This window comes from Haloferax marinisediminis (assembly GCF_009674585.1).
Taxonomy (GTDB): Archaea; Halobacteriota; Halobacteria; order Halobacteriales; family Haloferacaceae; genus Haloferax; species Haloferax marinisediminis.
This window is the reverse complement of sequence record NZ_WKJP01000001.1, coordinates 385,171-409,042: the sequence shown is the minus strand read 5'-3', so window position 1 is coordinate 409,042 and position 23,872 is coordinate 385,171. Positions and strand designations below refer to the sequence as shown.

26 protein-coding genes and 2 tRNA genes are annotated in these 23,872 nt (G+C 59.3%); 9 read left to right on the top strand and 19 right to left on the bottom strand.

Going from position 1 to position 23,872, the window contains the following annotated elements:
• Window positions 1-399: 399 nt before the first annotated feature.
• From GJR98_RS02165 to GJR98_RS02155, 3 genes are all read left to right on the top strand, one after another.
• Window positions 400-930: a hypothetical protein gene (locus GJR98_RS02165; protein ID WP_151135008.1), complete on the top strand. Its 531-nt coding sequence runs from the start codon at window positions 400-402 to the stop codon at window positions 928-930.
• A gap of 91 nt (window positions 931-1,021) precedes the next feature.
• Window positions 1,022-2,116 (top strand): hypothetical protein, encoded by a 1,095-nt coding sequence (locus GJR98_RS02160; protein WP_151135006.1) that lies wholly within the window; start codon window positions 1,022-1,024, stop codon window positions 2,114-2,116.
• A complete protein-coding gene (locus tag GJR98_RS02155; RefSeq protein WP_151135004.1) occupies window positions 2,113-3,249 on the top strand; it encodes a hypothetical protein in 1,137 nt (378 codons plus the stop codon). The genes GJR98_RS02160 and GJR98_RS02155 overlap by 4 nt, the downstream gene beginning before the upstream one ends.
• A 363-nt stretch (window positions 3,250-3,612) precedes the next feature.
• Here GJR98_RS02155 and GJR98_RS02150 read toward each other — a convergent pair whose 3' ends face one another.
• The 7 genes from GJR98_RS02150 to GJR98_RS02130 all read right to left on the bottom strand — a co-directional run bounded on the left by GJR98_RS02150 (window position 3,613) and on the right by GJR98_RS02130 (window position 10,343).
• Window positions 3,613-5,244: a helix-turn-helix transcriptional regulator gene (locus tag GJR98_RS02150; RefSeq protein WP_151135002.1), complete on the bottom strand. Its 1,632-nt coding sequence runs from the start codon at window positions 5,242-5,244 to the stop codon at window positions 3,613-3,615.
• Window positions 5,245-5,332: 88 nt separating this feature from the next.
• On the bottom strand, window positions 5,333-5,461 hold the full coding sequence (locus GJR98_RS17785) for a hypothetical protein (protein ID WP_255518392.1): 129 nt from the start codon (window positions 5,459-5,461) through the stop codon (window positions 5,333-5,335).
• Complete coding sequence (locus GJR98_RS17595; RefSeq protein WP_151135001.1) at window positions 5,458-5,691, bottom strand: DUF7563 family protein; 234 nt, start codon at window positions 5,689-5,691, stop codon at window positions 5,458-5,460. Before GJR98_RS17595 ends, GJR98_RS17785 begins: the two co-directional genes overlap by 4 nt.
• A gap of 64 nt (window positions 5,692-5,755) precedes the next feature.
• Window positions 5,756-5,828, bottom strand: a tRNA-Pro gene (locus tag GJR98_RS02145).
• Window positions 5,829-5,877: 49 nt separating this feature from the next.
• On the bottom strand, window positions 5,878-7,734 hold the full coding sequence (locus GJR98_RS02140; protein ID WP_151134999.1) for an SLC13 family permease: 1,857 nt from the start codon (window positions 7,732-7,734) through the stop codon (window positions 5,878-5,880).
• A 99-nt stretch (window positions 7,735-7,833) separates the two neighbouring features.
• Window positions 7,834-9,888, bottom strand: coding sequence for a DEAD/DEAH box helicase (locus tag GJR98_RS02135; protein WP_151134997.1), 2,055 nt, complete (start codon window positions 9,886-9,888; stop codon window positions 7,834-7,836).
• Window positions 9,889-9,959: 71 nt separating this feature from the next.
• Entirely contained in the window at window positions 9,960-10,343 is a 384-nt protein-coding gene (locus tag GJR98_RS02130) for a cupin domain-containing protein (RefSeq protein WP_151134995.1), read from the bottom strand.
• Window positions 10,344-10,430: 87 nt separating this feature from the next.
• Between GJR98_RS02130 and GJR98_RS02125 the strand changes: the two genes are divergently transcribed.
• A complete protein-coding gene (locus GJR98_RS02125) occupies window positions 10,431-11,603 on the top strand; it encodes a CBS domain-containing protein (RefSeq protein WP_151134993.1) in 1,173 nt (390 codons plus the stop codon).
• Between the two features lie 3 nt (window positions 11,604-11,606).
• On the opposite strand, the gene GJR98_RS02120 is transcribed toward GJR98_RS02125, so the two are convergent.
• The 5 genes from GJR98_RS02120 to GJR98_RS02100 all read right to left on the bottom strand — a co-directional run bounded on the left by GJR98_RS02120 (window position 11,607) and on the right by GJR98_RS02100 (window position 14,711).
• Window positions 11,607-12,374 (bottom strand): competence/damage-inducible protein A, encoded by a 768-nt coding sequence (locus GJR98_RS02120; RefSeq protein WP_151134991.1) that lies wholly within the window; start codon window positions 12,372-12,374, stop codon window positions 11,607-11,609.
• A 347-nt stretch (window positions 12,375-12,721) separates the two neighbouring features.
• On the bottom strand, window positions 12,722-13,117 hold the full coding sequence (locus tag GJR98_RS02115) for a hypothetical protein (RefSeq protein WP_151134989.1): 396 nt from the start codon (window positions 13,115-13,117) through the stop codon (window positions 12,722-12,724).
• 350 nt (window positions 13,118-13,467) lie between these two features.
• Complete coding sequence (locus GJR98_RS02110) at window positions 13,468-13,674, bottom strand: hypothetical protein (protein WP_151134987.1); 207 nt, start codon at window positions 13,672-13,674, stop codon at window positions 13,468-13,470.
• Window positions 13,675-13,886: 212 nt separating this feature from the next.
• Window positions 13,887-13,959 (bottom strand) — tRNA-His (locus tag GJR98_RS02105).
• Window positions 13,960-14,066: 107 nt separating this feature from the next.
• Complete coding sequence (locus tag GJR98_RS02100; RefSeq protein ID WP_151134985.1) at window positions 14,067-14,711, bottom strand: NADPH-dependent F420 reductase; 645 nt, start codon at window positions 14,709-14,711, stop codon at window positions 14,067-14,069.
• 145 nt (window positions 14,712-14,856) lie between these two features.
• Between GJR98_RS02100 and GJR98_RS02095 the strand changes: the two genes are divergently transcribed.
• Window positions 14,857-15,318 carry a DUF5814 domain-containing protein gene (locus GJR98_RS02095; RefSeq protein ID WP_151134983.1) on the top strand — a complete coding sequence of 154 codons (462 nt, stop codon included), beginning with the start codon at window positions 14,857-14,859 and terminating at the stop codon, window positions 15,316-15,318.
• A 39-nt stretch (window positions 15,319-15,357) separates the two neighbouring features.
• Here GJR98_RS02095 and GJR98_RS02090 read toward each other — a convergent pair whose 3' ends face one another.
• From GJR98_RS02090 to GJR98_RS02080, 3 genes are all read right to left on the bottom strand, one after another.
• The gene (locus tag GJR98_RS02090) at window positions 15,358-15,774 is read right to left on the bottom strand and encodes a ribbon-helix-helix protein, CopG family (RefSeq protein ID WP_151134981.1); all 417 of its coding nucleotides are present in this window, start codon (window positions 15,772-15,774) and stop codon (window positions 15,358-15,360) included.
• A 147-nt stretch (window positions 15,775-15,921) separates the two neighbouring features.
• Window positions 15,922-16,512, bottom strand: a complete 591-nt coding sequence (locus GJR98_RS02085; RefSeq protein WP_151134979.1) for an RPA family protein — start codon at window positions 16,510-16,512, stop codon at window positions 15,922-15,924.
• Complete coding sequence (locus GJR98_RS02080) at window positions 16,513-17,448, bottom strand: replication factor A (protein WP_151134977.1); 936 nt, start codon at window positions 17,446-17,448, stop codon at window positions 16,513-16,515.
• Between the two features lie 144 nt (window positions 17,449-17,592).
• On the opposite strand from GJR98_RS02080, the gene GJR98_RS02075 reads away from it, so the two are divergent.
• Both GJR98_RS02075 and GJR98_RS02070 read left to right on the top strand, forming a co-directional pair.
• Window positions 17,593-17,877, top strand: a complete 285-nt coding sequence (locus tag GJR98_RS02075; protein ID WP_151134975.1) for a DUF7091 family protein — start codon at window positions 17,593-17,595, stop codon at window positions 17,875-17,877.
• 30 nt (window positions 17,878-17,907) lie between these two features.
• Window positions 17,908-18,912 (top strand): mannose-1-phosphate guanylyltransferase, encoded by a 1,005-nt coding sequence (locus tag GJR98_RS02070; protein WP_151134973.1) that lies wholly within the window; start codon window positions 17,908-17,910, stop codon window positions 18,910-18,912.
• Between the two features lie 36 nt (window positions 18,913-18,948).
• On the opposite strand, the gene GJR98_RS02065 is transcribed toward GJR98_RS02070, so the two are convergent.
• From GJR98_RS02065 to GJR98_RS02055, 3 genes are all read right to left on the bottom strand, one after another.
• Complete coding sequence (locus GJR98_RS02065; protein ID WP_151134971.1) at window positions 18,949-19,734, bottom strand: SDR family oxidoreductase; 786 nt, start codon at window positions 19,732-19,734, stop codon at window positions 18,949-18,951.
• A 72-nt stretch (window positions 19,735-19,806) separates the two neighbouring features.
• Window positions 19,807-20,304: a Tfx family DNA-binding protein gene (locus tag GJR98_RS02060; protein ID WP_151134969.1), complete on the bottom strand. Its 498-nt coding sequence runs from the start codon at window positions 20,302-20,304 to the stop codon at window positions 19,807-19,809.
• A gap of 76 nt (window positions 20,305-20,380) precedes the next feature.
• Window positions 20,381-20,845: a TRAM domain-containing protein gene (locus tag GJR98_RS02055; protein ID WP_151134967.1), complete on the bottom strand. Its 465-nt coding sequence runs from the start codon at window positions 20,843-20,845 to the stop codon at window positions 20,381-20,383.
• Window positions 20,846-20,935: 90 nt separating this feature from the next.
• On the opposite strand from GJR98_RS02055, the gene GJR98_RS02050 reads away from it, so the two are divergent.
• Both GJR98_RS02050 and GJR98_RS02045 read left to right on the top strand, forming a co-directional pair.
• On the top strand, window positions 20,936-21,604 hold the full coding sequence (locus tag GJR98_RS02050) for a hypothetical protein (RefSeq protein ID WP_151134965.1): 669 nt from the start codon (window positions 20,936-20,938) through the stop codon (window positions 21,602-21,604).
• A 227-nt stretch (window positions 21,605-21,831) separates the two neighbouring features.
• Window positions 21,832-22,761, top strand: coding sequence for a calcium/sodium antiporter (locus GJR98_RS02045; protein WP_151134963.1), 930 nt, complete (start codon window positions 21,832-21,834; stop codon window positions 22,759-22,761).
• 96 nt (window positions 22,762-22,857) lie between these two features.
• On the opposite strand, the gene GJR98_RS02040 is transcribed toward GJR98_RS02045, so the two are convergent.
• Window positions 22,858-23,853, bottom strand: coding sequence for a radical SAM protein (locus tag GJR98_RS02040; protein WP_151134961.1), 996 nt, complete (start codon window positions 23,851-23,853; stop codon window positions 22,858-22,860).
• Window positions 23,854-23,872 lie beyond the last annotated feature (19 nt).

Below are 23,872 nucleotides of genomic sequence, written 5' to 3'. Positions count from 1 at the left end.
AAATCGGTCGTTTCCGGGTTTTCGAGGACTACCATGCTCGACTCCGGCGAGAAGGTGGCTTGTACGTGTTCGTGCTCTACTCTGCTACTGGTGGTGCTGGAGGTGGTGGAATTCGGGTTCGAAATATGCGCTCTGTCGAAGCCTCGTCGCTGCGGCTGCGGTTCTACGGCTCAGGTGGACATCGTAACTCAGAGCAAGTGAAAATCCATCCACGGCGGATCTTTGTTTAACCATGGAATAGATTACTCATTAGTCGATAGATTGAATCTGAATTACCTAGCTCTTGATTTTTCTTGGAGACATTCCATAGGTCGATTGAGACTGAAGGTGAGATGAACCCGTAGTTACTGGCCGGGTATTACCATTCAGATTTTAAAAGAATCAGGAATATCAATAAGTATGGTTACGCTCCCAACTATCGTTGCTCAGTCTAGCTCTTCTGCAAGTCTACCGGATTCTACTATCATCGGAGTTGCCGCGTCCTTCGTATCTGCATTCTTAGTGTACTCTGCTAGGCAAGTTTGGGAGAGAAAAAAGCTGAAGCGGGCCCTTCTCACCGAAGTCGGCCAAATGACCGGAATTACTGATTGTGCTAATCAAATGGCGCGGTTAAGCAAACGTCCTCCAGGTCGTCAATTACAACCTGATGATATGCCTTCTCCCGACTCAATCCCGACAACGGTGTATGAAGCCAGTGCAGTAAATATCGGACTATTAGGCGGGGTTTTCCGTGGGTCTGAGTTAGAGAACGCGGTGGATTTCTACTCAAAAGTGACCAAATACAAGGGCGTAATCCAACGGATTAGTGAATCAGAGAATGTGTCTGAGGAGATCCCTGATACTGTACAAGAGGACCTGTATGACAATATTGGTGAGTTAGAAGAGACTCGCGCTGAAATTGTATCTCGAAGTAAGTTCGTTGAAGGATGAATATCCGAAAAACTATTCGGACTCTATACATATCATGTGGTATGAGAAGTATTGAGCGCCAGAGTGGGCAATCATCTCTAAGAGGTGTCTAATGCCTGAGCAGTCGTCGGACTTCTTAGATATAATTGATGAGTCCTTCGATGACCAGGCTGCGCTCATTAAATATATTGACTATCTTTATCAGAATGAGCAAGCCTCTGGCCAATTTAACATAATTGGCGCAGTTAACAATCTGGCTGGCGGAAAGGACGAGTTCCTAGGCTTTGTGCAGTCTAGCTTTAGCATCCTTAACTCGTCCGGCGATCTCCATCTACTACACAGTACAGTTGATGAAGAACCGGTCTACAGCTATGTCTACCTCGATGACCATGTTCCTCTGTTCATTACAAACGCAAACAAAACGGACCAAATTCCACCCACCATCTCAAAGTTTCTGATCGAAACGCCTCACCTGGGTCGTCTAATGCTTTCCAAGCGTGAGCTGGACGAGTTGCGGAAGGATATCGTGGCAAACCACGAAAATATATTAGTCCCATATTTCAGTGCGAGACGCTCTGCTGATTCGAAAATAAGCGCTCGACGTCGTCCTGAAACTGAACGATCGATTCAGTATCGTGCTATCGATGGACTGGACACCTACCGTGAGATGAGGTATAATTACGGGATTTTACCTCAGATAATGGTTTTTGAGAAGCCCAACGAATTCAAATTCAAAATAAAAACAGACGGTACGTTCGTACACGTCAATGGTAGCCTCCAAGAACTGTGGCTGCAGTTCAATAAAGAAGTTGAACGTGTCAAGGAGATGAAAAAGTACGCGAATACTGGGCACTACGGAAAAGCAGACAGTGCATTCTTCGGAGAAGATAAGTTCTCTGTGAGTACTCCTTGGGCCGTTGAGGTTGCTGATGGTATCAGTGCGGAAAACCTGGAGAACTTCGAATCGCATATGGATACCGACTTTTGGGAATTCAGCGTTTCAGAATATACTGCGTACCCCGAATTCAAATCCTTCCAAGCAGAGTTAATTGATGAAACTACTAACGAGAGAACCACTCTCAAGAGTAAAGGAAACCAAGTTCGGGTGTTCCCGAGAGAGTTGACTGACATTGACCAGTCTCTTCGGATATTCAACTTTTTGAGTGACCACTTCGACTCAGAATGTACCCCGAAGAAAGTCGCATGAAGGACCCAAAACCATACGACGACGGGTATTTTGCTGAACTGGGGAAAGGAGACAAACGCTCCTTTGAGCGGTTATTCACTAAAAAATACGACAGCATCGACGAAGAGAGAGCAAGGAAAAGCTATGTCACGACTTTTCAGTCAACAAGTAAGCAAGAGTACAACCTCTTCCGGGATATCGTGAATGCGTTTTCCCCTAAGGACGCTGCAATGGGGAGTGATAGTGGATTTGAGACAACGATCATAAACCCTCTTCGTGAATTTGGTGACTCTGGAGCAGAGTTACTTCTAGCGAAAAAACAACCTAGTGGTGTTCATCTCTGTTTTGTTTCTTGTAATGTAGGTGGCGAGGAATACCAACACTGGGTTGATGAAATTAACACGACCAAAGACCTGCTCGAGTCCGGGTCACGGCGTGATAAAATAAAAAGACACATTCAGTGTTCAGACCTTTCAATTCAGTCAGTTCAGTATCTCACGTTCACTCGAGCAATCGATCTTGTCGATGCAGACATGGAAGTGATGAAGATTGCTACAGATCCCGACGAGTATGCTGTTTGGAAATTAATCGAGGCCGAAATGCCTCCTGAAGCAGACGAGGAAGATAAGACGATAAAATACCACGATGGCCACGTTGAAAATCCAAATTTGAGGAGATTAGGAGAGGACGGAATCGACCCAACACTTGCTGAGAACGACGATATTCGATTCCACCTAACCAGTCACCCAGTGTTTCCTCTCGGCGAAGTGCTGCTCCAACTCTACTTAAACAATATGGGCTCGGTTGATGAACCAAAGGAATTTAGAAAACGAGAGTTTGAGCGGACATTCAAATCCAAAATCCATCTGGGGACCAACCGCCGGAACATAGACCGCGTTGTTGATTCGCGGATAGATGAACTGTTGGAGATCGCTCTGAACTATGGTATGATAAAGGATTCAGACGCAGACGTGGTTAAAGAGCGTGACTTTAGGATAATGTGGGAGTCAGAAGACCCAGGTGAGATCAAAGACATGGTGAAGGACAAATTCTTTGATGGGATGGTTCCCGAGGAGACAGGAAAATTGGCCTATCAAAGAGCCCGCGAAGAGTTCGTCCGGAAAGAATCGAGTCTGGACGAGTTCGACGACTAATCAAATTCCATTCCTGCGTCGAATAGGTTCGGTTGTTGCTGCTTCACACTGCGTAATCAGCGAGCGTGGAAGTTACTCAAGCATCAACTTCCGAATTCTTCATGCAACCCTTCGCCCCTCCCCTTTCGACTGCGTCAACTGGAGCTACACAGCCGGAGGGTTATTTTTTGAAAGTTGTGACGTTAGTCACACTCGCTAAGGGGATGGTCGCACGCAGTGCGACCGACCTGCCGCGGAACCGGCGCGATGCCGTCGCTCACAGGTGTCGAAGGGTCCACCCGAAACACGGGTCCGGGCGAAAACCAAGGTGTAGTATATAAAAGAAAGAGACGACGAGTAGTGTTGCCACTCACGAGGGCCGCTCTATCTGAGGTGCTGACTCGCGATTGCGGACTGTTTTGGACCGTACGCCTGGTCGAATTCGATGATGGCGTTGTAGAACCGACCGGCGTCGAGGCCGGCGTCACACCACGCGGAGTAGCCTGCGTCGATCACGTCGGGTAGGTACTCGCCTTTCGCAGTGCTGTTCTTCGATTCGGTTAGAATCGACCGAACGCGAATCTTCACGCGCTTCGAGCGATCGTCCATCCCCTGGACGACTTCAGCACCGTATCGATTGAGCCAGTTCTGCAGAGCACGGCCGGAGCGTTCCAGGTCACGTGGGTCGACAGAGAGGACATTCTCGATGAGTCGTGCGTTGGACTCGACGACGTCCTCGGTGACAGAGACGATTTCGCGGACCTGTTGGGACATCTTCGAGGAGACCCACGAGACAACACGATTGTCGCAGTCGAGGAGGCCGCTGAGTCGCTGAAGGACGCGGTAGACGGTCGCTTCGGACCACCCGGTCTCTTCGGCTGCCCCGTCGACAGTTCCCCCGTCGGCCATGGCGACGTATTCGAGGACGTCGCGGTCAGAGTCTTCCAGCTCCTGGAGCGTCCGGATGATAACCGACTCCTGCGACGCCTCAATTTCCGGCGTCGGGTCGTCCCAGAACGCAATCCGCCGGTCGGATTCTCCGGGAACGAAGTGGTCGTCTTCGACGAACCATGACCCCGGATTCGTTGGAATGCCGGCCCACTCGAGCACGTTCATCATTTTCTCTTCCAGGTCGTCGACGAGGTCGTGGCGGTCGGTCCACCGAACCGATTGGTCTTGGTTCAGATTCTTCTTGTAGAGCGCACCGAGCTTCGGGTGGTACAGTGGGTCGTCACCCGACTTCTTGCGCACGTGCTCGGGATGGTAGTGCTTGAGCTGCATCCCGCGTGGTCGATGACGGCTATTCTTCGAAATCTCCTCGATGGCCTTGCGGTCGAATCGGAGTTGGTGGTTGTAGCCAACAACCTTCTCGTTGTTCGAATCGTAGACGACGTGCGACCCCTCCAGGTCTGCGACGAGCATGAAGAGTTTCATGAAAACCCCGTCGCTGTGGACGAGTTTCTTCGCCATGTCCCGAAGGATGCGGATGTACCGCTCGTGCTGGGTGATGGTCGAATACTCGTGAGGTGTCTCTGTGAAGTACCGACGAGACCAGTCAAAGCCGACTCTCTCACAGACGGCACGTAATATCTCGCGAATGAGATGGGGAATCTCGTCAAGTTCGACGTTGACCGTGTTGTTCAGTTTGACGTTGGTCGAACGGCCAAGGTTCGCAGGAACGCTGTTTGGCCGGTTCTCGTCGTCCCATCCGAGTCGGGGTTGAATGATAATCGGGAGTTTTCGCTGTCCCTCACCGTAGGCGTTGATGTCGTACTCGAGGAGCGAGTTGACGGTATCACGTTTCGAGGGAGACAGCCCGGACTCGTGGAACCCGAGTGAAACCGTCCAAACCTCTGTTCCCGGCGCGTCGTAGCGTGGTATTTCTACCTCGATTCCTTTCGCACCGCCGTCGATGTGGTTGTACAGCTGGCGGACGGCCCAGTAGGGCGAGTCTTCGTACTCCGTGTACAGTAGGTTGCCACGAGTCTCGTGGGGTGCAGAGGCTACGTGGCTCATTGGCGGTCATCTCCGACGAGGTCACGGCCGCACCGCTCGCAACGATGCAGCTTTTCGCTGTCGTGGCCGCAGGTTGGACACTCGACGGTCACGCCGTGTCACCTCCGACCGCTCGACGAACGTCGGCGTCAGTCGCGTCGAGAGCAGGGTGACGAACGGCCGTCTGACTCTCGACGTGGTAGAGCTTCGAGGCGCGGACGAAGTCGACAGGCGTCACTTCGACCACCTCTCTGGCTGCCCACCGTGACGACCGGGTGACTCTTGCGGGTCCGGCGTTGGAACGTCACGGCCGGCTGCAGACCCTCGCTGAATCCGAACGGCGGTGTCGCACTCTCGGCATCGGTGTACGCGGTCCTCAGAATCGCCGTAGACGCGACAGAAGTTGTGGGTGACGTGCGACCCGCAATACTCACACTCACGAGGCTGGGCCTCGAGGGAGAGGAGCATCACGCCAACCACCGCTGTTGGCTGTTAAAACCGGCAAAATAAGCCGAATTCCCCTTAATGGGTATGGGACCGCCCGGATTTGAACCGGGGTCACGGGCACCCAAGGCCCGAAGTATACCAGGCTAACCCACGGTCCCGCATATACTCCTCTTTTCGTCTTAGTGTAAAGGGTTTCGTTCTGATTCGTCAGGTCAGTGGGAAGAAGTACGCCACACCGACGGTCGTCACGACCCCGAGAACCAGTTGGAGCGGGCCGCCGACGCGCATGTAGTCCGTGAACTTGTAGCCACCCGGACCGTAGACGAACAGGTTCGTCTGGTAGCCAACCGGCGTCATGAACGCGGTCGACGCGGCGAACATCACTGCGAGGACGAACGAGAACGGACGCGCACCGAGTGTCGTCGCCGCCTCGATTGCGACGGGAATCATGAGAACGACGCTCGCGTTGTTCGAGATGACGTTCGTCAACAGCGCCGTCACGAAGTAGAACACGCCGAGGACTGCGAGCAGTGGGAGAAACTCACCACTCATGACGACCATCTCGGCGAGGAGTTCAGCGGCCCCCGAGTTCTCCATCGCGATACCGAGCGGGATGACACCCGCGAGGAGGAAGATGACGTCCCACTGGACGGCGTCGTACAGTTCGGTCGGTCGAAGACACTTCGTCGCGACCATCGCGAGCGACCCGAGCAACGCCGAGACGACGATGGGGATGAACCCGAGTGCCGCCAAGAGGACGACGCCCGCGACGATGCCGACAGCGACGGGAATCTTGGACTCGCGGTAGTCGTGGCGTTCGATTTCCTGGGCGACGATGAAGTCACGGTTGGTGTCGAGGCGTTCGATACTCTCGACAGTCGCTTGCACGAGGAGTGTGTCACCGACACGGAGTGGAAGGTTGTCCATCCGGCGACGGATGAGTTCGCCACCACGCCGGAGGGCGAGCACTGTGGCGTCGTACCGCTGGCGGAAACTCGCGGTTGCGAGCGACTCGCCGACGAGCGACGACCCGGGTGCGATGACGACTTCGACGAGGTTCTGCCCTCTGTCGGCGAGTTCGAGTTCGTCTTCGGTGACGGTTTCCCCGACGAGGTTGAGGCCCTCGACGTCGAGAAGCTCGACGAGCGTGTTGCGGTCGGTTCTGACGGTGAAGACGTCGCCAGCCTGTATCTCCTTCGGCCCGAGCGGTTCGAGGAAGACGCTGTCACCACGAATCAGTTGCAGGATGTCGACGTCGAAGTCCGTCTCGACGAGGGCGCGCTGGACCTGTTGTCCAACGAGTGGGGAGTCCTTGCGGACGACCACTTCGGTGAGGTACTCGGCCATCTCGAACTCCTCGGTCAGGTCGAGCCGCGGTTCGATACGTGCCGGGGTGAGTCGGCGGCCGATAGTGAGGAGGTAGACGACTCCGACCACCATGACGAGGGCGCCGAGGGTGGTGAACTCGAACATCGAGAAGGGTGCTTCGCCGGTGATGCGCGAGTAGACGTCGCTGGCGAGGATGTTGGTCGACGTTCCGATAACCGTCAGCATGCCGCCGAACATCGACGCGTACGAGAGCGGCAAGAGGAGTTTCGACGGCGAGGTCCGCCCGCGCTCTGCGAGGTCGGTCACCATCGGCAGCAAGATAGCCACGGCGGCGGTGTTGTTGATGAACCCGGAGATCGGTCCGACGACACCGACGGTCGCACCCAGTTGCTTCAACTCGCTCTCGCCGGTGACCGCCGAAATCTTCGCCCCCAGTATCTGGATGACGCCGGTTCGCTGAACGCCTTCGCTCAAGATGAACATCGCGAGGACTGTCAGCGTCGCTGTGTTGGCGAACCCGGAGAGCGCGTCACCGGGATACGACTCGAAGAGGATGATGGGGGTGCCCAGTAGTCCCGCTGCGACGAATGCCTCCGAGATGGGTTGAATCAGCATCAACGTCACCATGATGCCGATTGCTGTCACGTCCACCGGAACCGGTTCGGTGGCGAAGAACGCCAACGCGACGAGGATGACGGCGAAGACGACGAGGATGGCCGGCGTTATCGCTACCACGGAACCACGGACGTACTGGCACCCGAAAAGCGTGCGGGATTCGGAACCTCGCTTCCGCCGGGTGGAGACCGTCGCGGCCGTCGCCGGGAGACGCGCTGGCTATCGTCCTTCGTCGGCGAGTTCGAGGTCGGCGACGATGTCGTACGGCGAGAGGCCCTGACGGATTCCGTCGAGGATGCGGAACGCCTCGTTCGGCGAGAGGAACTGCCGGGTGATCGCGAGACCGAGCGGTGTCGGTTCGAGCCCATCGATGAACTCCCATTCGAGAAGCTTTCCGACCGAGTGGGTCGTCGGCACCTCGCCGAGCATCCGGTCGTTGAGCGACTTCGCCTTCTTCCCGGCGACGACGATGTTCGCCAGCGTCTCTTCGACGGCGGCCGACTCGTCGTAGACGGTCCTGACCTCTTCCATCTCGCCTTTCAGGAGTTTGAACGCGACTTCGTCTTCGGTCATCTCCATCGAGTTGTGGTACGAGGCGTCCGGTTCGACCAGCAGGTAGACGGTCCCTTTGTCGTGATAGTCCGGCCGGCCGGCGCGCCCGAGCATCTGGCTGAACTCCTGAACAGAGAGCCATTCGATACCCATCGCCAGCGTGTCGAAGATGACCTGCGACGCCGGGAAGTCGACCCCGGCCGCGAGTGCCGCGGTGGTCACGACGGCCGCGAGGTCCTGATTAGCGAACTGGCGTTCGACTCGCTTTCGACGCTTGTAGTCCAATCCGGCGTGGTACGGCGCGGCGTTGTACTCGAGCTTTCGCGAAATTTCGTGACACCGACGCCGCGAGTTGGTGAAGATAATCGTCTGGCCGCGGTACCCCTTCGAGGATTTCGTGTCGAACGCCCGTTTGACGAGACGGTTCTCGATGCGCGGTTTCTCTTGGCCGTTCGCGAAAGTGACGTGTCGCTCGATTGGAACCGGTCGGTCTTCGTACTCGACGAGGTTGGCACGGAGGGTTTGGGCCAACCACTTCGGGTTGCCGACGGTCGCTGAGAGGTAAATCCACTGTGCGCCGTCGTAGTTGTCGCGGCGTTTGGCTCGCGTCTCGCAGTAGTACTTCAGGCGCGAAATCATCCCGTCGAGGCGGTGGCCACGCTCTTCTTCTTTCAGCGTGTGAACCTCGTCGATAACCACGGTACCGATGTCCCCGAGGTCTTTGCCTGTCCGGAGGGCGTGGTCGATGCCCTCGTAGGTGCCGACGATGACGTCCGCGTTCGGGTCGAAGCGGTTGCCGTCGTCGTTGATTCGACTCGCGCCGACGCGGATGGTGACCTTCCCGAGGTGGCCGTATCGCTCTTTGAAGTCCTCGTGTTTCTGGTTCGCGAGTGCGACGAGCGGAACGAGAAAGAGCATCTTCCCCTTGCTCTTCAGCATGCGGTCGATGCCGGCGAGTTCACCGATGAGCGTCTTCCCCGTCGCGGTGGCGCTCACGACCAGTTGGTCTTTCCCGTCGAGGACGCCGTTTCGGACGGCGAGACTCTGCACCGGGAGCAACGTCTCGAACCGGTCTGTCAGCATCGACTTCAGGTTCGGATGGATATCGAGGTCGGCAGTGTCGACGAGGTCGACGTCTTCGGTCGTCGCACTGATAGTGTCGAACTTCGTCAGGTCGGGGTCTAACTCTCCTTGCAGGAGGTTCGTAATACGGGTCAGGTCCCCGGTCTCGTAGAGGAGTTCTTCGAGGCGGTCTTGGGCCGCTCTCGTGAGGCCGCCGGCGAACGAGAGTTCCTGTTCGAGTTCGCGGACGGCGCAGTCGCGGCAAACGTACTCGTGTTCGGCCTTGATGGCCGTGTCGTCGGTGATGGGGGAGTACCTGCTGTTCGCCGAGCATCGGCGACAGGTCCGGACGACGAGTGCCTCCAGTTGGTAGCCGTCGAGCATCGCTTTGAGTTCCTCGCGGCCGTGCTGGGAGGTCTGCTGTGAGATACGAATCCGAGAGGCCGACCGGGCGAGCTCGACGAACTGACTCGGGTCTCGCGGCGTTTCTTCGCCCTTTCGGATGACGAGGAATCGCAACGGACGGGGGCCCGCGTTCGTCTCTTTGAGTTCGAGTTTACCGCGGAGCACCCGCTTTCCATCTCGCTGGACGACGACGAGATAGTCGTCGTCCGTCTGGTGGAGAAAGAGCGTGTCGACGCGGGTGACCTGTTTAGACACGATGCCTGCTACGGTGACGTGGTATTTCAGGGATTCGTCTGCGCGTCGCGTCTGTGGTGTGTCTGTGTCGCTTACTCGTCGTCGACGAGTTCGATTTCGTCGTCACCGTTCGGGACGGCACACAGGAACGAGCCTTCCTCGTCGGACTCGTTTCGGTACCAGTGGACGACGCCAGCGGGGATGAAAATCGAGTCACCGGCTTCGACTTCGTACTCTTCGCCGTCGATACCGACGACGTACCGCCCCGAGAGGACGTGTTGCTCGTGTTCGACCTCGTTGGTGTGCTTCGGCACGGAGGCACCCGCGTCGAGGACGAACCGGCGAATCGCGAAGTTCGGTGCGCCGTCGGCGTCGGAGACGAGGATGCCCTTCGACATGCCCTCGGCGGCACCCACTGCCTCGTAGTCGATTTCGTCGCCGCGCTTCACGACTGCTTTTGGCTGGGAATCGCTCATATCTCACCGTGCATCGCCGGTCCGCGTAAGCCTTCCCCCCGTCCCACTGCCCTGACTACTTAAGCCCCCTGCGTGACTAGTACCGGTATGCGAGGAATCCGCATCGGTAGCGCCTTCGGCATCCCGATTAGGTTGGACCTCACGTTCCTGCTCATCCTCCCGCTTTTCGCGTGGCTCATCGGGTCTGACGTCGGCAATCTCTCCCTTCTCATCAACGACCTCTTCGGCGCCTCCATCGACGGGGCCGCCCTCTCTGATGGCTCTCTCCAGTGGATTCTCGGGAGTGCGGCCGCCATTGGCCTGTTCGGTGGCGTCCTCCTCCACGAGTTCGGCCACTCGCTCGTCGCCATGCGATACGGCTACGAGATCGAGTCTATCACGCTGTGGCTCTTCGGCGGTGTCGCCCGCTTCAAGGAGATTCCAGAAGACTGGAAACAGGAGTTCACCATCGCCGTCGCCGGACCGCTCGTCTCTGTCGCCATCGGCATCGTTGCGTACGCCGGGTTTATTGCAACCCCGGAGTCCCTGGCTCCCTTGAAGTTCGTCACCGGCTATCTCGCGTTGATGAACATCTCGCTCGCGGTGTTCAACATGCTCCCCGGGTTCCCGATGGACGGTGGCCGCGTCCTCCGTGCACTTCTCGCACGGAACCGCCCACACGCAAAGGCGACGCAGATGGCCGCGGAAGTCGGGAAAGTGTTCGCCTTCCTGCTCGGCATCTTCGGGCTGTTCTTCAACCTCTTCCTGGTCGCGCTCGCCTTCTTCATCTACATGGGCGCGTCCGGTGAGGCCCAACAGACCGTGCTCAAAGCGACGTTCCAGGACGTCGTCGTCAACGACATCATGACCACCCGTGAGAACCTCGACGTCGTCGACGAGAAGACGAGCGTCGCGGAACTCCTCGAACGGATGTTCGTCGAACGACACACCGGCTACCCCGTCCTCCGCGCCGGTGACCTCGTCGGCATGGTCACACTCGACGACGCCCGTAGCGTCAGGGAAGTCGAACGCGACGCTTACCGCGTCGAAGACATCATGAGCGACGAACTCGCGACCATCGACCCCGACGCAGACGCGATGGACGCCATCGCCCTCATGCAGGAACACAGCGTCGGCCGACTGCCGGTCGTCGACGAACAGGGGAACCTCGTCGGTCTGGTCTCGCGGTCGGACCTCGTGACTGCCTTCAATATCATCCGCAGTCGTGGCTCACTCGACGCGATGCCACGCAGCGAAGGTGGCCTGCCGCAACTTCGCTGACCACTACCCTGACTGCTCGCTTCTTCGTGCCCGCTCGACTGCCGCTTCGCTCTCGTAGAGGTCGACCGTCGCGTTTTCCCACACCCACGTCACGGCGTCGTCGAGGACGGCGGGGTCGAACCCAGAGAGTTTGATTCGTGTTGGCCCCCCACGATTCGGGTAGCTGCCGACTTCGACCCCGAACTGCTCGGCGACCAGCCCGAGTTCGCGAGCGACCGCACCCTCCGGTGCGTCGGCGTAGAACTCACGGGACACGCGGTCGCCGACGAATCGGTCGGCAATCGAGTCGAACATCGGCTTCATCTCGTCGGGGATGCCCGGCAGGACGTAGACGTTCCCTGCCCGGCAGCCGGGTGCGAGGCCCTCGCCGTTCGGCAGTACCTCGGCGCCCTCGGGCATGGAGGCGTACCACGCAACATCGAGGTCGAAGTCGATATCGGGGCGCCGTTCGAGGATGGCCGCGATGGTCGTTTCGACCTGTTCGGCCGCCTCGTCGACGACGACGAACGCCCGGTCGACACCGGCCGCGACGGCTTTCATCGTGATGTCGTCCGGTGTCCCGCCGAGGCCACCGGTGACGATGACTGCGTCGAACGCGGTGCTCCACTCCGCGACCACGTCCGCGATTACCTCGTGGTCGTCTGGAACTGTCTGGATTCGCGTTACTGTCGCGCCACCCTCGGTGAGTCGCTGGGCTATCCACGTCGCGTTCGTGTTCTCGATGTCGCCCGCGAGGAGTTCGTTGCCCACAGTGAGGATGGCGACCTGCATGGCTGTCTGGTCGCATCGCTGAGAGATAGGCGTACTCGTTTTGAGTGGGCTGTCGGCGACTCCAGCGACCAGTGTGCACGGCTCCACAAAGCCTATGCTCAACAAAGTGGTATGTTACCATACGACGGGGGTGGTGTGTCAGAAATGTTTAACCAATCGTCTGCCGCGAGGCGGGGTACACTGTAAGTTCTCGGCCTACTCCGAGGGCGAAGACGAACTCGAACGGTTCGTTCAGAAATACGCGGTGAAGACGAACGAGAGAGAACTGACTTCAGAGTCTATCCTGAGGTCCGCAGTCTCGGCCTGACTGCGATCCGATTTTTATCGCGTCCCCTGTTCGCTGTGAGCTACCAGTACGTCTGCCGAATCACCGTCTCGTTGACGAAATACGTCGCCTCGTTCACCCCGTCTGCCTCTGTCGTCTCGGTCGTGTACGAGTACTCTTGTTGCACGTGGACGTACACGCCCGCTCCTGTCCGGTCTGTCACCCGCGCAGTTGGCAGTCCCACACTGTAGCTGTCGTAGTGGTCGACCATGTCGACGGTCTGTTTCTCGTGGTACGTGGTCGCCCGGTTGAGTGCTTCCCGTTCACTGATTGGAGGTGTCGGCGTCGGTGTCTCGGTCGGTATTGGGGTTGCTGTGGTGGTCACCGTCTGCGTCTGGTCGGCAGTCGGTGCGGCGCCGAGGCACCCTGCTGAGAGGAGGACCGCGAAGAGGACGAGAAATCGCGTGGCGGAGCGCATGGATTCTTGGAGTAGATTCCCTCTTTCGTCTGATCTGGGTAAGGAACGTTACGACGTCGGGGGTTTAGATTAGCTATAGTGAGCCCACTCGTCGGGCTTGAAGAAGAATCAGTTCCGCGTGTTCCTCCGCGTACTCTTTTCCTTTCCGTTCTGCCACTTTATCGATTATCTGCTGTTCTTCGGGAGTCCTGTTTTGCTTGCTACCAGACATTTCGTACAGCTTCTATCCACACATGGATTACTCTACCGCAGGGTGGTTGTGGTATCACTACATCCCCAAATTAGGAAAACTACTCGTCAGATACCAAGCCCTCTACGACGCTTCTGACGGATTCTTTGGCTTCTTGGGCTCAGTCCCTTTCAGACAACTCGCACATATTCCCATCAGTGTCGTATGCCAGAACCGAGATACCCAAACCTTCCGGAGGAATTGGGACGTCGTCGAGGTCGTCGGTTTCGTACTGCTTGACCTCCTCATCGGGGTGTCCAGGCGGTTTCCACCGGTCACGGTGCACAATCGAATACTGCTTTGTACGAGGAAGGAGGTCGTCATCCATCAGTGGCATCTCCGGTTGACTGTCGGTTATATTTTCTCCTGACAGGTCCAGAGTCGGACGGAGGGGGCGTCGCACGAGAATTGAACTTTGGTCACTCTGCTCACTTCGTTCGCGCCGCTCCCGAGTTCATTCTCGCAGTCACACCTCACACCAAATTTCAGCGTGGTTCGCACACGCTACGCGGTGCTCACCGAGTGAAATTTGTAGAAGAGGTCCAGGTGCGAGAATTGAACCCGCGTCTCAGCCTCCACAAGGCTGAAGGATAGTCCACTACCCCAACCCGGACACGCTGCAACCATCTGTAATCCGCTACGACTAAAATACGTTACGCTACGGGGGCGGGGTGTGAGGGTCTCACAGTGTCACAAGTCCCACGACTCGTGACCACACTTCTACTGCACTGCTGTGAATGCGTGCTTCCACGTCCCCAGATTCGACCCGACACGAACCCACAACGGGACGAGCGCCTCCAGATAGCGGGCCGACGTGATGTCGCCGACGTCCATCGCACCCGGCCATCCGAGTTCGACGAGTATCGCTTCCGTCTGCGTTTTGGCATCGTCGTCGTTCCCGCAGATGAACATCGGTGGCGTCCCCGCTTCGAACTCCGGGTCGACCATCTGCATGTTCGATACCGTGTTGAAGCATTTCACGACCGATGCCTCTGGGAGGGCTTCTTGAATCCGTTCGCCGAGAGACGTTGTCCCACCGAGTGAGAGGTGCGGGACGCCGCTGGAGAAGTCGAGCGGGTTCGTGGCGTCGAGCACGAGTTTCCCCGAGAAGTTCGCTTCCCCAGCTAACTCGACGACTGCTTCTGCGGCGTCACCGAGCACAGCGAGGATAACCACGTCACCGTAGGCCGCGGCCTCCGCGAAGGTCCCGACGGAGATGTCCGCTTCGGTAGGCCCGAGTTCCGTTCGAAGTTCGTCTGGATTTCGAGTACCGAGTTTCACGTCCCATCCGTGACGTGCGAACCCTCGCCCCAGCGCTCTTCCGACGTCTCCACTGCCGAGGATACCGATACGACTCGTTTCCATCCAACCTAGTACGCACGCGACAGGAATATAGCCGGTTGTCCAGACCGGAGGCCTCGCCGCAGACTGCGTTCGAACCAGGCTGGCTCCGTGCGTCCCAACGAGAGCGGGAATCTTTTGCTCGTCAGCATCGTAGCACCCTCCACGCGTGGCTATCACGGACAAAATCTATCTCAAAAACCATCGCCAAATCGTCTCGCAACTAGATGCGAACATCCCGAAGCGCGTCTTCAGCGGGGCAACGCTCGAAGTTCTCTACTCCGGTGAGGGCCTCTCGAAAGTCAACGGGGCGACCCGTGACCGTCTGCTCGACTTCGCGGAGGATTTCCTCGACTGCGAGAACTCCGACGACATCTACACGGGCTATCCAGAACGGCAGTTCATCACCTACCTCCTCGAACTGCGGGCGCAGGGACTCGGCCCCGACGCCATCGTCGACGTGATGAGCGACGAGTACATGGTGTACGCCTACCCCGGCGACGTGCTCTCGTTCCTCGACGACGCGGTTCGGACGCTCGAATCGGTCGAAGCACTCGCAGACGTCGAAGGAGACTGTGAGATGCTGGACGAAGCGCGACGGGCGAAAAAAGACCTCGTCGGCCCTCGCTAAGGAAGAGATTCGGGTGGTCGTCGCCGACCGAGTCGTCAGCTATCCAAGTCGAAACGAGTGTTCCTCGCCGGGAGCGTCGAGGTCTTCCAATTGAATGACCTCCTCGACGTCGTCACGGTCGCGGTCGAGTTGCTCGCGGAGGTAGTTCACGTAGCTTTTGTGCTCTTCGAGTTGCTCACGCAGGTGTTCGGCCTCCAGTTCGAGGCGCTCGTGCTCGCGGATGAAACTCTTCGGCACTTGGACGGTCGGCGGGAACGACTCGTCGTCGCCTTCGCGCAGTTTCTCCAGTTCGTGTTTGGGGACGACCTGCACCTGACCGTCGTGGGCAACTAACGTGTCCACGTAGTCGCGGAAGACGGCGGACAGGGAGATGTCCCGCTCTTCGGCTATCTCCCGAAGTGTCTCGAACGCGTCTTCGTTGACGCGGAACGAGATGGTCTTATTCTTGTTGCCCATGATACTGCTCGGTCCGTAGGCCGACCACTTAACGTTTTGTCAGACGAGGCCGACGCTCGCCGGGCAACTGCTCGAAAAAGGGCGTGTGACGGTGGAAATGGGCCGTCTGTGTGGGCCGAGTTGCTGGCGCGTCGCCTCGGGGGCGAGTTACGCGCTCAGTTCGTCGGCCTGTTCGAGGCTTTCGAGTGCCGCGATGGCGGCGTCTTTGTACACGTCGGGGTCGAAGTCGTAGTGTTCGCGGGCCATCAGGGCGTACTCGTTGCCTTCGTCGTCGAACGCGTCGATGCGGTCGAGCGTTCGCGAGGCAGTCTCGGTCACCCAGCGGTCACGCGTGGCCGCGTCGACCTCGGTGATGGACTCGGGACGGACGGAGACGTTGATGTTCCCGTCGTCCGTCTCGTAGGTCCGCGGTTTGCCGACGACTGCGACGTACGCGGGCGCTTCGAGGTCACGAAGTGCGCTGGCGGCCTCGGGTTGGTACTGGCCGGCGTAGACGAAGAACGTCCCCGTCGGGTCGACGATGCGACCACGCCAGTACTCGTTGTCTTCGCCGACGTCGTCTTTCTCGGTGAGAGTGCCGACGAGGAAGACACGGTTGGCGCGTTCGCCCGTCGGGAGCAGCACGTAGGCGGGTGCGCGTTCGTCTTCGGACTCTTTGAACGTGTAACCAGCGTCGTTGAACTCTTGTGCGAACACGCGCCGGGCGACCTCTCGGGTTGGAATCTCGTTGGAACTCATTTACATCGACCTCGCTTTGATGAGCAGTTCTTCAGCATCTGTCGGGTCGCGCAGGCGCTCGAATTCGTTCGCGAGCACGTAGCGACCCAGCGTCGGGCCGGTGACGCGGTAGTAGTACCCGACGAGGTCGCCGCGCATCTCCTCTTCGACGATGGTGGTGTCGAGGGCGTCCATGGCCATCTGCTTCGCCTCGTCCAGCTCGATGCCGGTCAGTTCCTCGGTCATCTCGCGGTTGAAGATGACTTCGTGGACCTCGGTGCCGTCGTCGAGCACGGCCTTGATGCGAAGGTCGAACTCGCCTTCGACGTTGCCGTGTTCGGAACAGCGTCCGTTCTGTAGCACGCGCGTACATCCCTCCTCGGGACAGCGCTTGATGAGACCGCTCCCGGACTGGATGTCGACCAGCGCGCCCTCGACGCTCGTCGAGTCGTCGCCGACTTCGACCTCTTCGTCGAGTTCCGTGATGCTCGTCGTGCGGTTGAGTTTCACGGAGAAGTTGCCCTGGTACTCGTCGGTGACGACGTTCCCGAGCGCGTACGACTTCCCTTCTTCGAGTTCGGGAAGTTCGGACGTGGTGAAGGAGACGAACTTCATCCGGCCGGATTCGTCGCCTAGCAGGCCGACCTGTGCGATGGCGTCACTCCGGGGTTCCCAGAGTTCGACGACTTTCGCGGTCACGTCGACCCACTGCTCGTCTTCGTCGATGTCGTTGAGCAGGGTCTGTTCGTTGCCGCCGGCGCCGCCGCCGAGCTCGTCGCGGTCGATGCCTGCCTCGTCGAGGTAACTGTTGACGACGCTTCGGCGCGCCTCGTCGACGGGGACGCGGTACTCACTGACGAGACTCTCGAGTCGCTCTTCGACCTCGTCTGCGGACACGTCTAGGTGGTCCGAGAACTGTTCAGCTATCTCTGCTGCGTGGGTTCGCAAATCAGTCATGGTCTTCCTCGCCTCCACCTTGGTTTCCATTGGGAGGCATACGGAGCTTGGATGCGTATTGATATAAAAATGTCCTAGGCGGAGTGGAAGTGAAGCCCTCACTGGAGCGAGGAATTGATAGCTACGGAGAACACACCACTGTGCATGGACGACCGCCTCGAGAGCATCATCCGAAGCGCTGCCCGGACCGCTGGCAAGCGTTACGAGGAGGTCAAACGCGCCTACCGTGAGGGCCACTCGTCGTCAGATGGCTTCGAGTCGCTTCCCCGAGATGGCGAAGGACGGGCGAAAATCGTCTGTCGACGGCACGTCGAGCGCCGCGCCGTCGCCATCGACGCCAAAGGCCGGCCCGCCTGCTTCGACCCCGACCACCCGGACTGTCAGGGCTGTGTCGAAGACATCCGCGAGGATATCGTCGAGACGTGGTAGAACTTTGAGCCTGTAGCGTGACGCTCGGGTATGGAACGCCCAATCGTCGCACTCGTCCTCGCCGGTGGCACCGGCACGCGACTCTACCCCGCGAGCCGGAGCACTCGGCCCAAGCAGTTCCTCTCGCTCGACGGTGACCAGTCGCTTCTCTCGGAAACCGTCTCCCGTGCCGAGTTCGCCGACCACGTCGTCGTCTCGACGCGTCCGGCGTTCGCCGACCAGATAGCCGACCACGCGCCAGACGCCGATGTCGTCACCGAACCGGCGGCGAAAGACACTGGCCCGGCACTCGTCTACGCGACCCACCGCATCGCAGACCTGTACGACGACCCAGTCGTCGTCGTCCTTCCGAGCGACCACCACGTCGGCGAGGGCTTTTCGGATGCCATGGCCCGCGGTGCCCGCGTCGCCGCCGACACCGACGCGCTCGTCGCGTTCGGCGTCGACCCCACCCGCCCGGACACTGGCTACGGCTACATCGAACCCGGCGCAGACCGTGGTGACTACCGTGACCTCGTCGCATTTCACGAGAAACCAGACGCAGAGACTGCCACGTCGTACGTCGAACAGGGCTACCTCTGGAACGCCGGGATGTTCGCGTGGACGCCCGAGTCCCTCTTCGCCGCCGCCAGAGACTCGCCGCTCGAACCACTCGTCGACGCGCTCGACGACGGCGACCCAGACTCCGGATTCGAGGCTGTCGACCCGATTAGCATCGACTACGCGGTGATGGAACGCGCCACCGACGCCGCAGTCGTCCCGGTCCACTTCGAGTGGGACGACCTGGGGTCGTGGGACGCGCTCGCTCGAATCATCGACGCAGACGAGAACGGAAACGTCGCACTCGGCGACGACTCTCTCTTCGTCGACGCCACCGACAACGTCGTCGCCACCGACGGCACGAACGTCTCGCTCGTCGGCGTCTCCGACCTCGCGGTGGTCTCGTGGGACGACAACGTGCTCGTCGTTCCGAAAGCCGAGGCGCAGCGCGTCCGCGAGGTGGTCGCGCAGTTGAAAGAAGAAGGTCGGTTCTAATCGGCGGGGCGGTTCTACTCAACGAGGTGGTCCTACTCAGTCGCTCCGGAGCCGACCGCCGTCGACGGGCACGCACGCACCGGTGACGAAACTCGCCCGGTCGCTGGCGAGGAAGGCGACTACGTCGCCGAGTTCTCGCGGGTCGCCGACGCGGTTCAGTGGAATCTCGTCGGACCACGCGGCGAGGCCTTCCTCGTAGGTGTCGTGGTCGCCGCGTTCGACGGCCGCCTCGACCAGCTCTTCGATGCGACTCGTCTCGTGTGCGCCGGGGAGAACCGCGTTCACGCGAACGCTAGGCGCGAGTTCCCGCGAGAGCGACTTCACGAGGCCGATGACGCCGCGCCGGACCGCGTTCGAGAGGATGAGGTCGTCGACGACTTCCCTGACCGTCGTGGAGGTGATGCAGGTAATCGTTCCGGCGTCGCTCGCGTCGAGGTGGGGCCGGGCCGCCTTGACGGTCCAGACGGCGCTCATCACGAGCATGTCGAACGCGCCGTACCACTCTTTCTCGGTCAAGTCGGTGAACCCGCCCGGCGGAACGCCGCCCGCGGACGTGACGACGTGGTCGACCCCGCCGAACTCGTCGACGGTTGCCTCGACGAGTGCCTCTATCTCTTTCTTGCTCGTGATGTCTGTCTCGACGCCGACGACATCGCCGGCGAGGTCACTCAGGGCTGCTTCGGTCGCTTCGAGACGCGCTGGGTCGCGTCCACAGATGACTACGTTCGCACCTTCGTCGGCGAGTGCTTCGGCACTCGCGCGGCCGAGGCCTGCCGAACTCGCGGTTACAATCGCTGTGTCGCCGTCGATTCCAAGGTCCATGCGAGACGCGACACCCCCCGTGAGTAAAAACGTAGGGTCGGTGGATGTCGCTCGAACAGTCGAGTCTGACTCTCAGGCCGCGTCTACGTGGCGGCGGACGCGGACACGCCCGTCACTCGTGACGCCGACGAAGAGCGGTTCTTTGATTTCTCGGCCTTCCACCGCCTCGCCGGCGGCGTCGGAGACGATTTTCATCAGGTCGGGGGCCGTCTGATTCACCTTCACGCCCGCATCGTCGCAGGCGTCGTAGACCCGCTTCGGTACGTCGTAGAGGTCGCTTCCGGCGGGGACTTCGATGCGAACGGGGGCGGTCAGTGCGTCGACGAACGTGACTGTCTCACGGGCTTTCTCGACGTTGGCACGGGCGCTCGCTTCCACGCTGGAGACGTTTGCCCGTGAGGTTCCGAGGGAGTCGGCGATGGTCGACTGACGGACGCCCTGCTCGCGGAGCGCGAGGACTTCGGCTTGACGGCGGGTGAGGACACTCTGTTCGGGGTCGAACCCAGCAGTGTCGAGTAACTCGTCTACGTCGGGAATCGTCTCGTCGTCGTCGGGTCCGGCGTCGCTCATACCACGGAATATGACTCGGGGGTGAAAAAAGATACAGCAGGCTGACTGTCCACTGGTCGACGAAGGCGAAGCGCCGTTACTCGCCCCAGAAGTTGTCTCTGCTTCCGAGTGCTTCGGGGCGCTTCGGTCCCGTGCGCTTGCTCTTCTTCGACGTGGTTCCGGTGTCTGCAGTCGATTCGGTTTCCGACTCCTCTGCTTCGGGTTCGAGCGGGAGTCTCTCGATGACTTTCTTCGCCCGAGCGTGGCTTCCCTTGACCTGATCGATGCGAACGATTGCCCGCGCGTCGGGAAGCAGGCCGTCGACGAAGACGATGAATCCGTCTTCGGTCCGACCGACACCGGCACCGCTCTCGTGGATGTCCTCGACGGTCACGACGACTTCCTCACCCGGCTTGACGGGTTGTTGCTTCAGTTCGTAGATGGGCCGCTCGTAGTGGTCACACCACTCAGCACCGCCACGGTCGCCGTAGTATTGGCACCCCATTCCGGCAATTCGTTCCGAGAAACTGGGGCACTCGTCCGCGAGTGGACAGTCCGACATGGGCGGAGGTACACTAGGGGCACTCTAAACGCTTGCGGGTAGGCCCTCACCCGTCGAAACGCTTTCTGCCGCCCGCCCGAACCCCGAACCATGGCCGAACGTGTCCCCGAGTTTGCACTCCTCATCGGCGTCTTCCTCGGACTCTCCTCAACCGTCTCTGCCGCCGTCCTCACCGGCACACTGTTCCGACCACTCCTGTTCGGCGTCGTCGTCGGCTATCCGTTCGTCGCGTTCGGCATCGTCCGATCTGACGACCCGTCCGAGGCACTCCCGCCGAAGCTCATCCTCGGCATCGGTGTCGCCCTCGGCGTGTTGACTGTCGGCGCTGCGCTCCTCGAACGACCGTCTGTCGGCATCGTCCCCGCCCTCTTGGCGGCTGCACTCGTCGTCCTCCCCCCGGCCGCCTACGCGACGCGATTCGGTGCCGACGTGAATCCGCTCTCTCCGATTCAGACACTCGTTGCGTGTGCTGCCGTCGGCGCGGCGTTCGTGGCGTTCGCTCCCCTCGTCGGGTCACTCAGCGCCGTGCTCGGTCTCGTAATCGGACTCTCGGGGGCACTCTACGCTGATGCCCGTGGATTCCGGCCGACGTACCGACAGCAACGCCTCGGCGTCGTTGCCGGTGTCGTCGTCGGCGTCGCTGTCGCGTGGTTCGGACTGTCAATGCGACTTCCACTGGAGGCGACGGTCATGGCACCGGTGGTGCTCGTGCTCGCACCGAGTCTGTTCGTCGCGCTCACGCGTGCGAAACGGAAATAATGACAGAGACAGTCAGTTTTCGGGCTCTGTTGAAACCCTCAGAGTTTGACAGAGGCGGCGTGACACAGACAGTGGGTGTATGCAACAAGACGCCACTCTAGTGAATCAGTCGTCAGGAAGGGAGTGAGTGTGTCTCTGGTGGGTGTAGCTAGAGAGCAAGCGTTTATTGTGTGGATTTTGAAGTGGACAGACATGACAGAGAAGCAATCCACGAGACAGAACGTCAGATGACGAGTAGCGAACTCGTCGCTGTCGGTACGCTCGTTCTCAGTATCGGGGCGCTGTGGATTGGGGCAGAGGCGTTCGTCTCCAATGCGGCTCAGGTGGCTCGACGCTTTGGCCTATCGGAACTCGTCATCGGCTTGACGGTGGTCGCAATGGGCACCTCGGCCCCCGAGGCCGCCGTCAGTATCGACGCCGCATTCGTTGGAAATGGTGATATCGCGGTGGCGAACGTCGTCGGCTCTAACCTCTTCAATATCGGAATCGTTCTCGGTGGTATTGCCGCTGTGGTCCGTGTTCGGAGTTCGGCCCGGATGGTTCGTCGGGACGGAGCCGTGATGGTCGCCTCCACGCTCTTACTGCTGGCGATTTTGTGGGACCTCCGAGTGAGCCGTCTCGACGGAATCGTTCTGTTGTCCGTGTTCGCTGGCTATCTCGGCATCCTGTTCGTTCGTACCGATACGCCAGCACCGGTGTCGGATGACGGAACGGGAGTCACATTGGGCACGGCCGTCTTCCTCGTTGGCGGGCTCGGTGCTATCATCGTCGGTGCTCACTTTCTCGTGGAGTCAGCAGTGTTCATTGCCCGGGCGGCGGGACTCTCCGAGTGGGTAATCGGGGAAACCATCGTCGCGGTCGGTACCTCTACACCGGAGATCGTCGCATCTGTTGCTGCCGCTCGGAAGGGGATGGGCGACATCGCGGCCGGCAACCTCATCGGAAGCAACGTGTTCAATATTCTGTTGATTCTGGGAGTCACATCGACAGTCGCGCCGATTGCAGTCGCCGAGACTGCTATCGGAACTACGACGTGGTTACTCGGACTCTCCGTGCTCACCGTCGTTCTCCTTGGAACGAGGGGGTACTTGGGTCGGCTTGAAGGAGCGTTGCTCGTGGCTATCAATCTGAGCCGGTGGATACTCGACCTGTTGTAGCCGCAACACAGGTTCGAACACCTGTCCTAACTGTTCGGACTGCCTCGACGAACTAGCAGCAACAGAGGGTTTCGACAGAGCCAGTTCTCTACTGGCCTACGCAAGCGGCGTCCGCTCGACAACCGTCCCGTCGTAGGTCGGGTACTGCTCGACGATTTCGCCGTCTTCGATGTCGCCTTCTTCTATCATCTCTTCGAGAAGCCACCACGCGACTTCGACGTGGTTCGACTTGATGCTGTAGAACTCGTCGGGGACGCCGAGTTCGATGAAGCGCTCGGCCGGCGTGTACGTCTTGCCGTAGACGATGGTGCCGTCGTCGGTAATCTCGTCGAACGGGCGGCTGAGGTTCTGTGCCATCCGCTTCAGGCGGTTGCGGTGCTGGGCAGCGTCTTTGAACACGGAGGTACAGAAGTAGACGCGCTCGTGGTCACCCATCTCGTCGAGGATGGCCTGCTTCGACCCGTCGACGGCCGACATGTGGCCCTCTTGGAGTTCGTAGCCCTTCTCTTGCATTCTTCGATAATTGCCATCAGACATCTCGAACTCGTTGATGTTACAGAACTCTGCGGCACCTTCGTCGAGGAATTCGAGGAACTCCGGTTCGGCGCGGATGCCCGGAATCTCGAACGCTGGCGTGAGTCCTTCTTCACGAGCGATGTAGAGGATGTCTTCCCACTCGGTGCCGTGCATGTCGCCCCACAGTTCGAGCGGTGGGTGGAACCGAATCTCGTCGAGGCCGGCCTCGGCGAGTCGGCGCATGTTCTCTCGACCACCGGTGATGCCGGTGTAGAGGTGGATGTGGTGGTCCTCGCCGAACTCGTCTTTGAGAAGCGAGATGTAGTGGCAGGTCTTGTCGAGTGCCTCTTGGGGTTCGCCACCGGTGATAGACGACCCGAGCGCATCCATGCGCTTTGCCTCCTCGATGACGTCCTCGTCGGACTCGACGAGTCGCTCGTTCGCGTACACGTCGGTCACGTTCTTGCGGTTCTCGCCGAGTGGGCAGTAGAAGCAATCGCGCTGGTCACAGTACCCGTAGACGAACATCACCATCTTTCCGCCCATGGCGCACTGTTCGCAACCCTTCGAGATCATTCAATTACAGGCGTATACT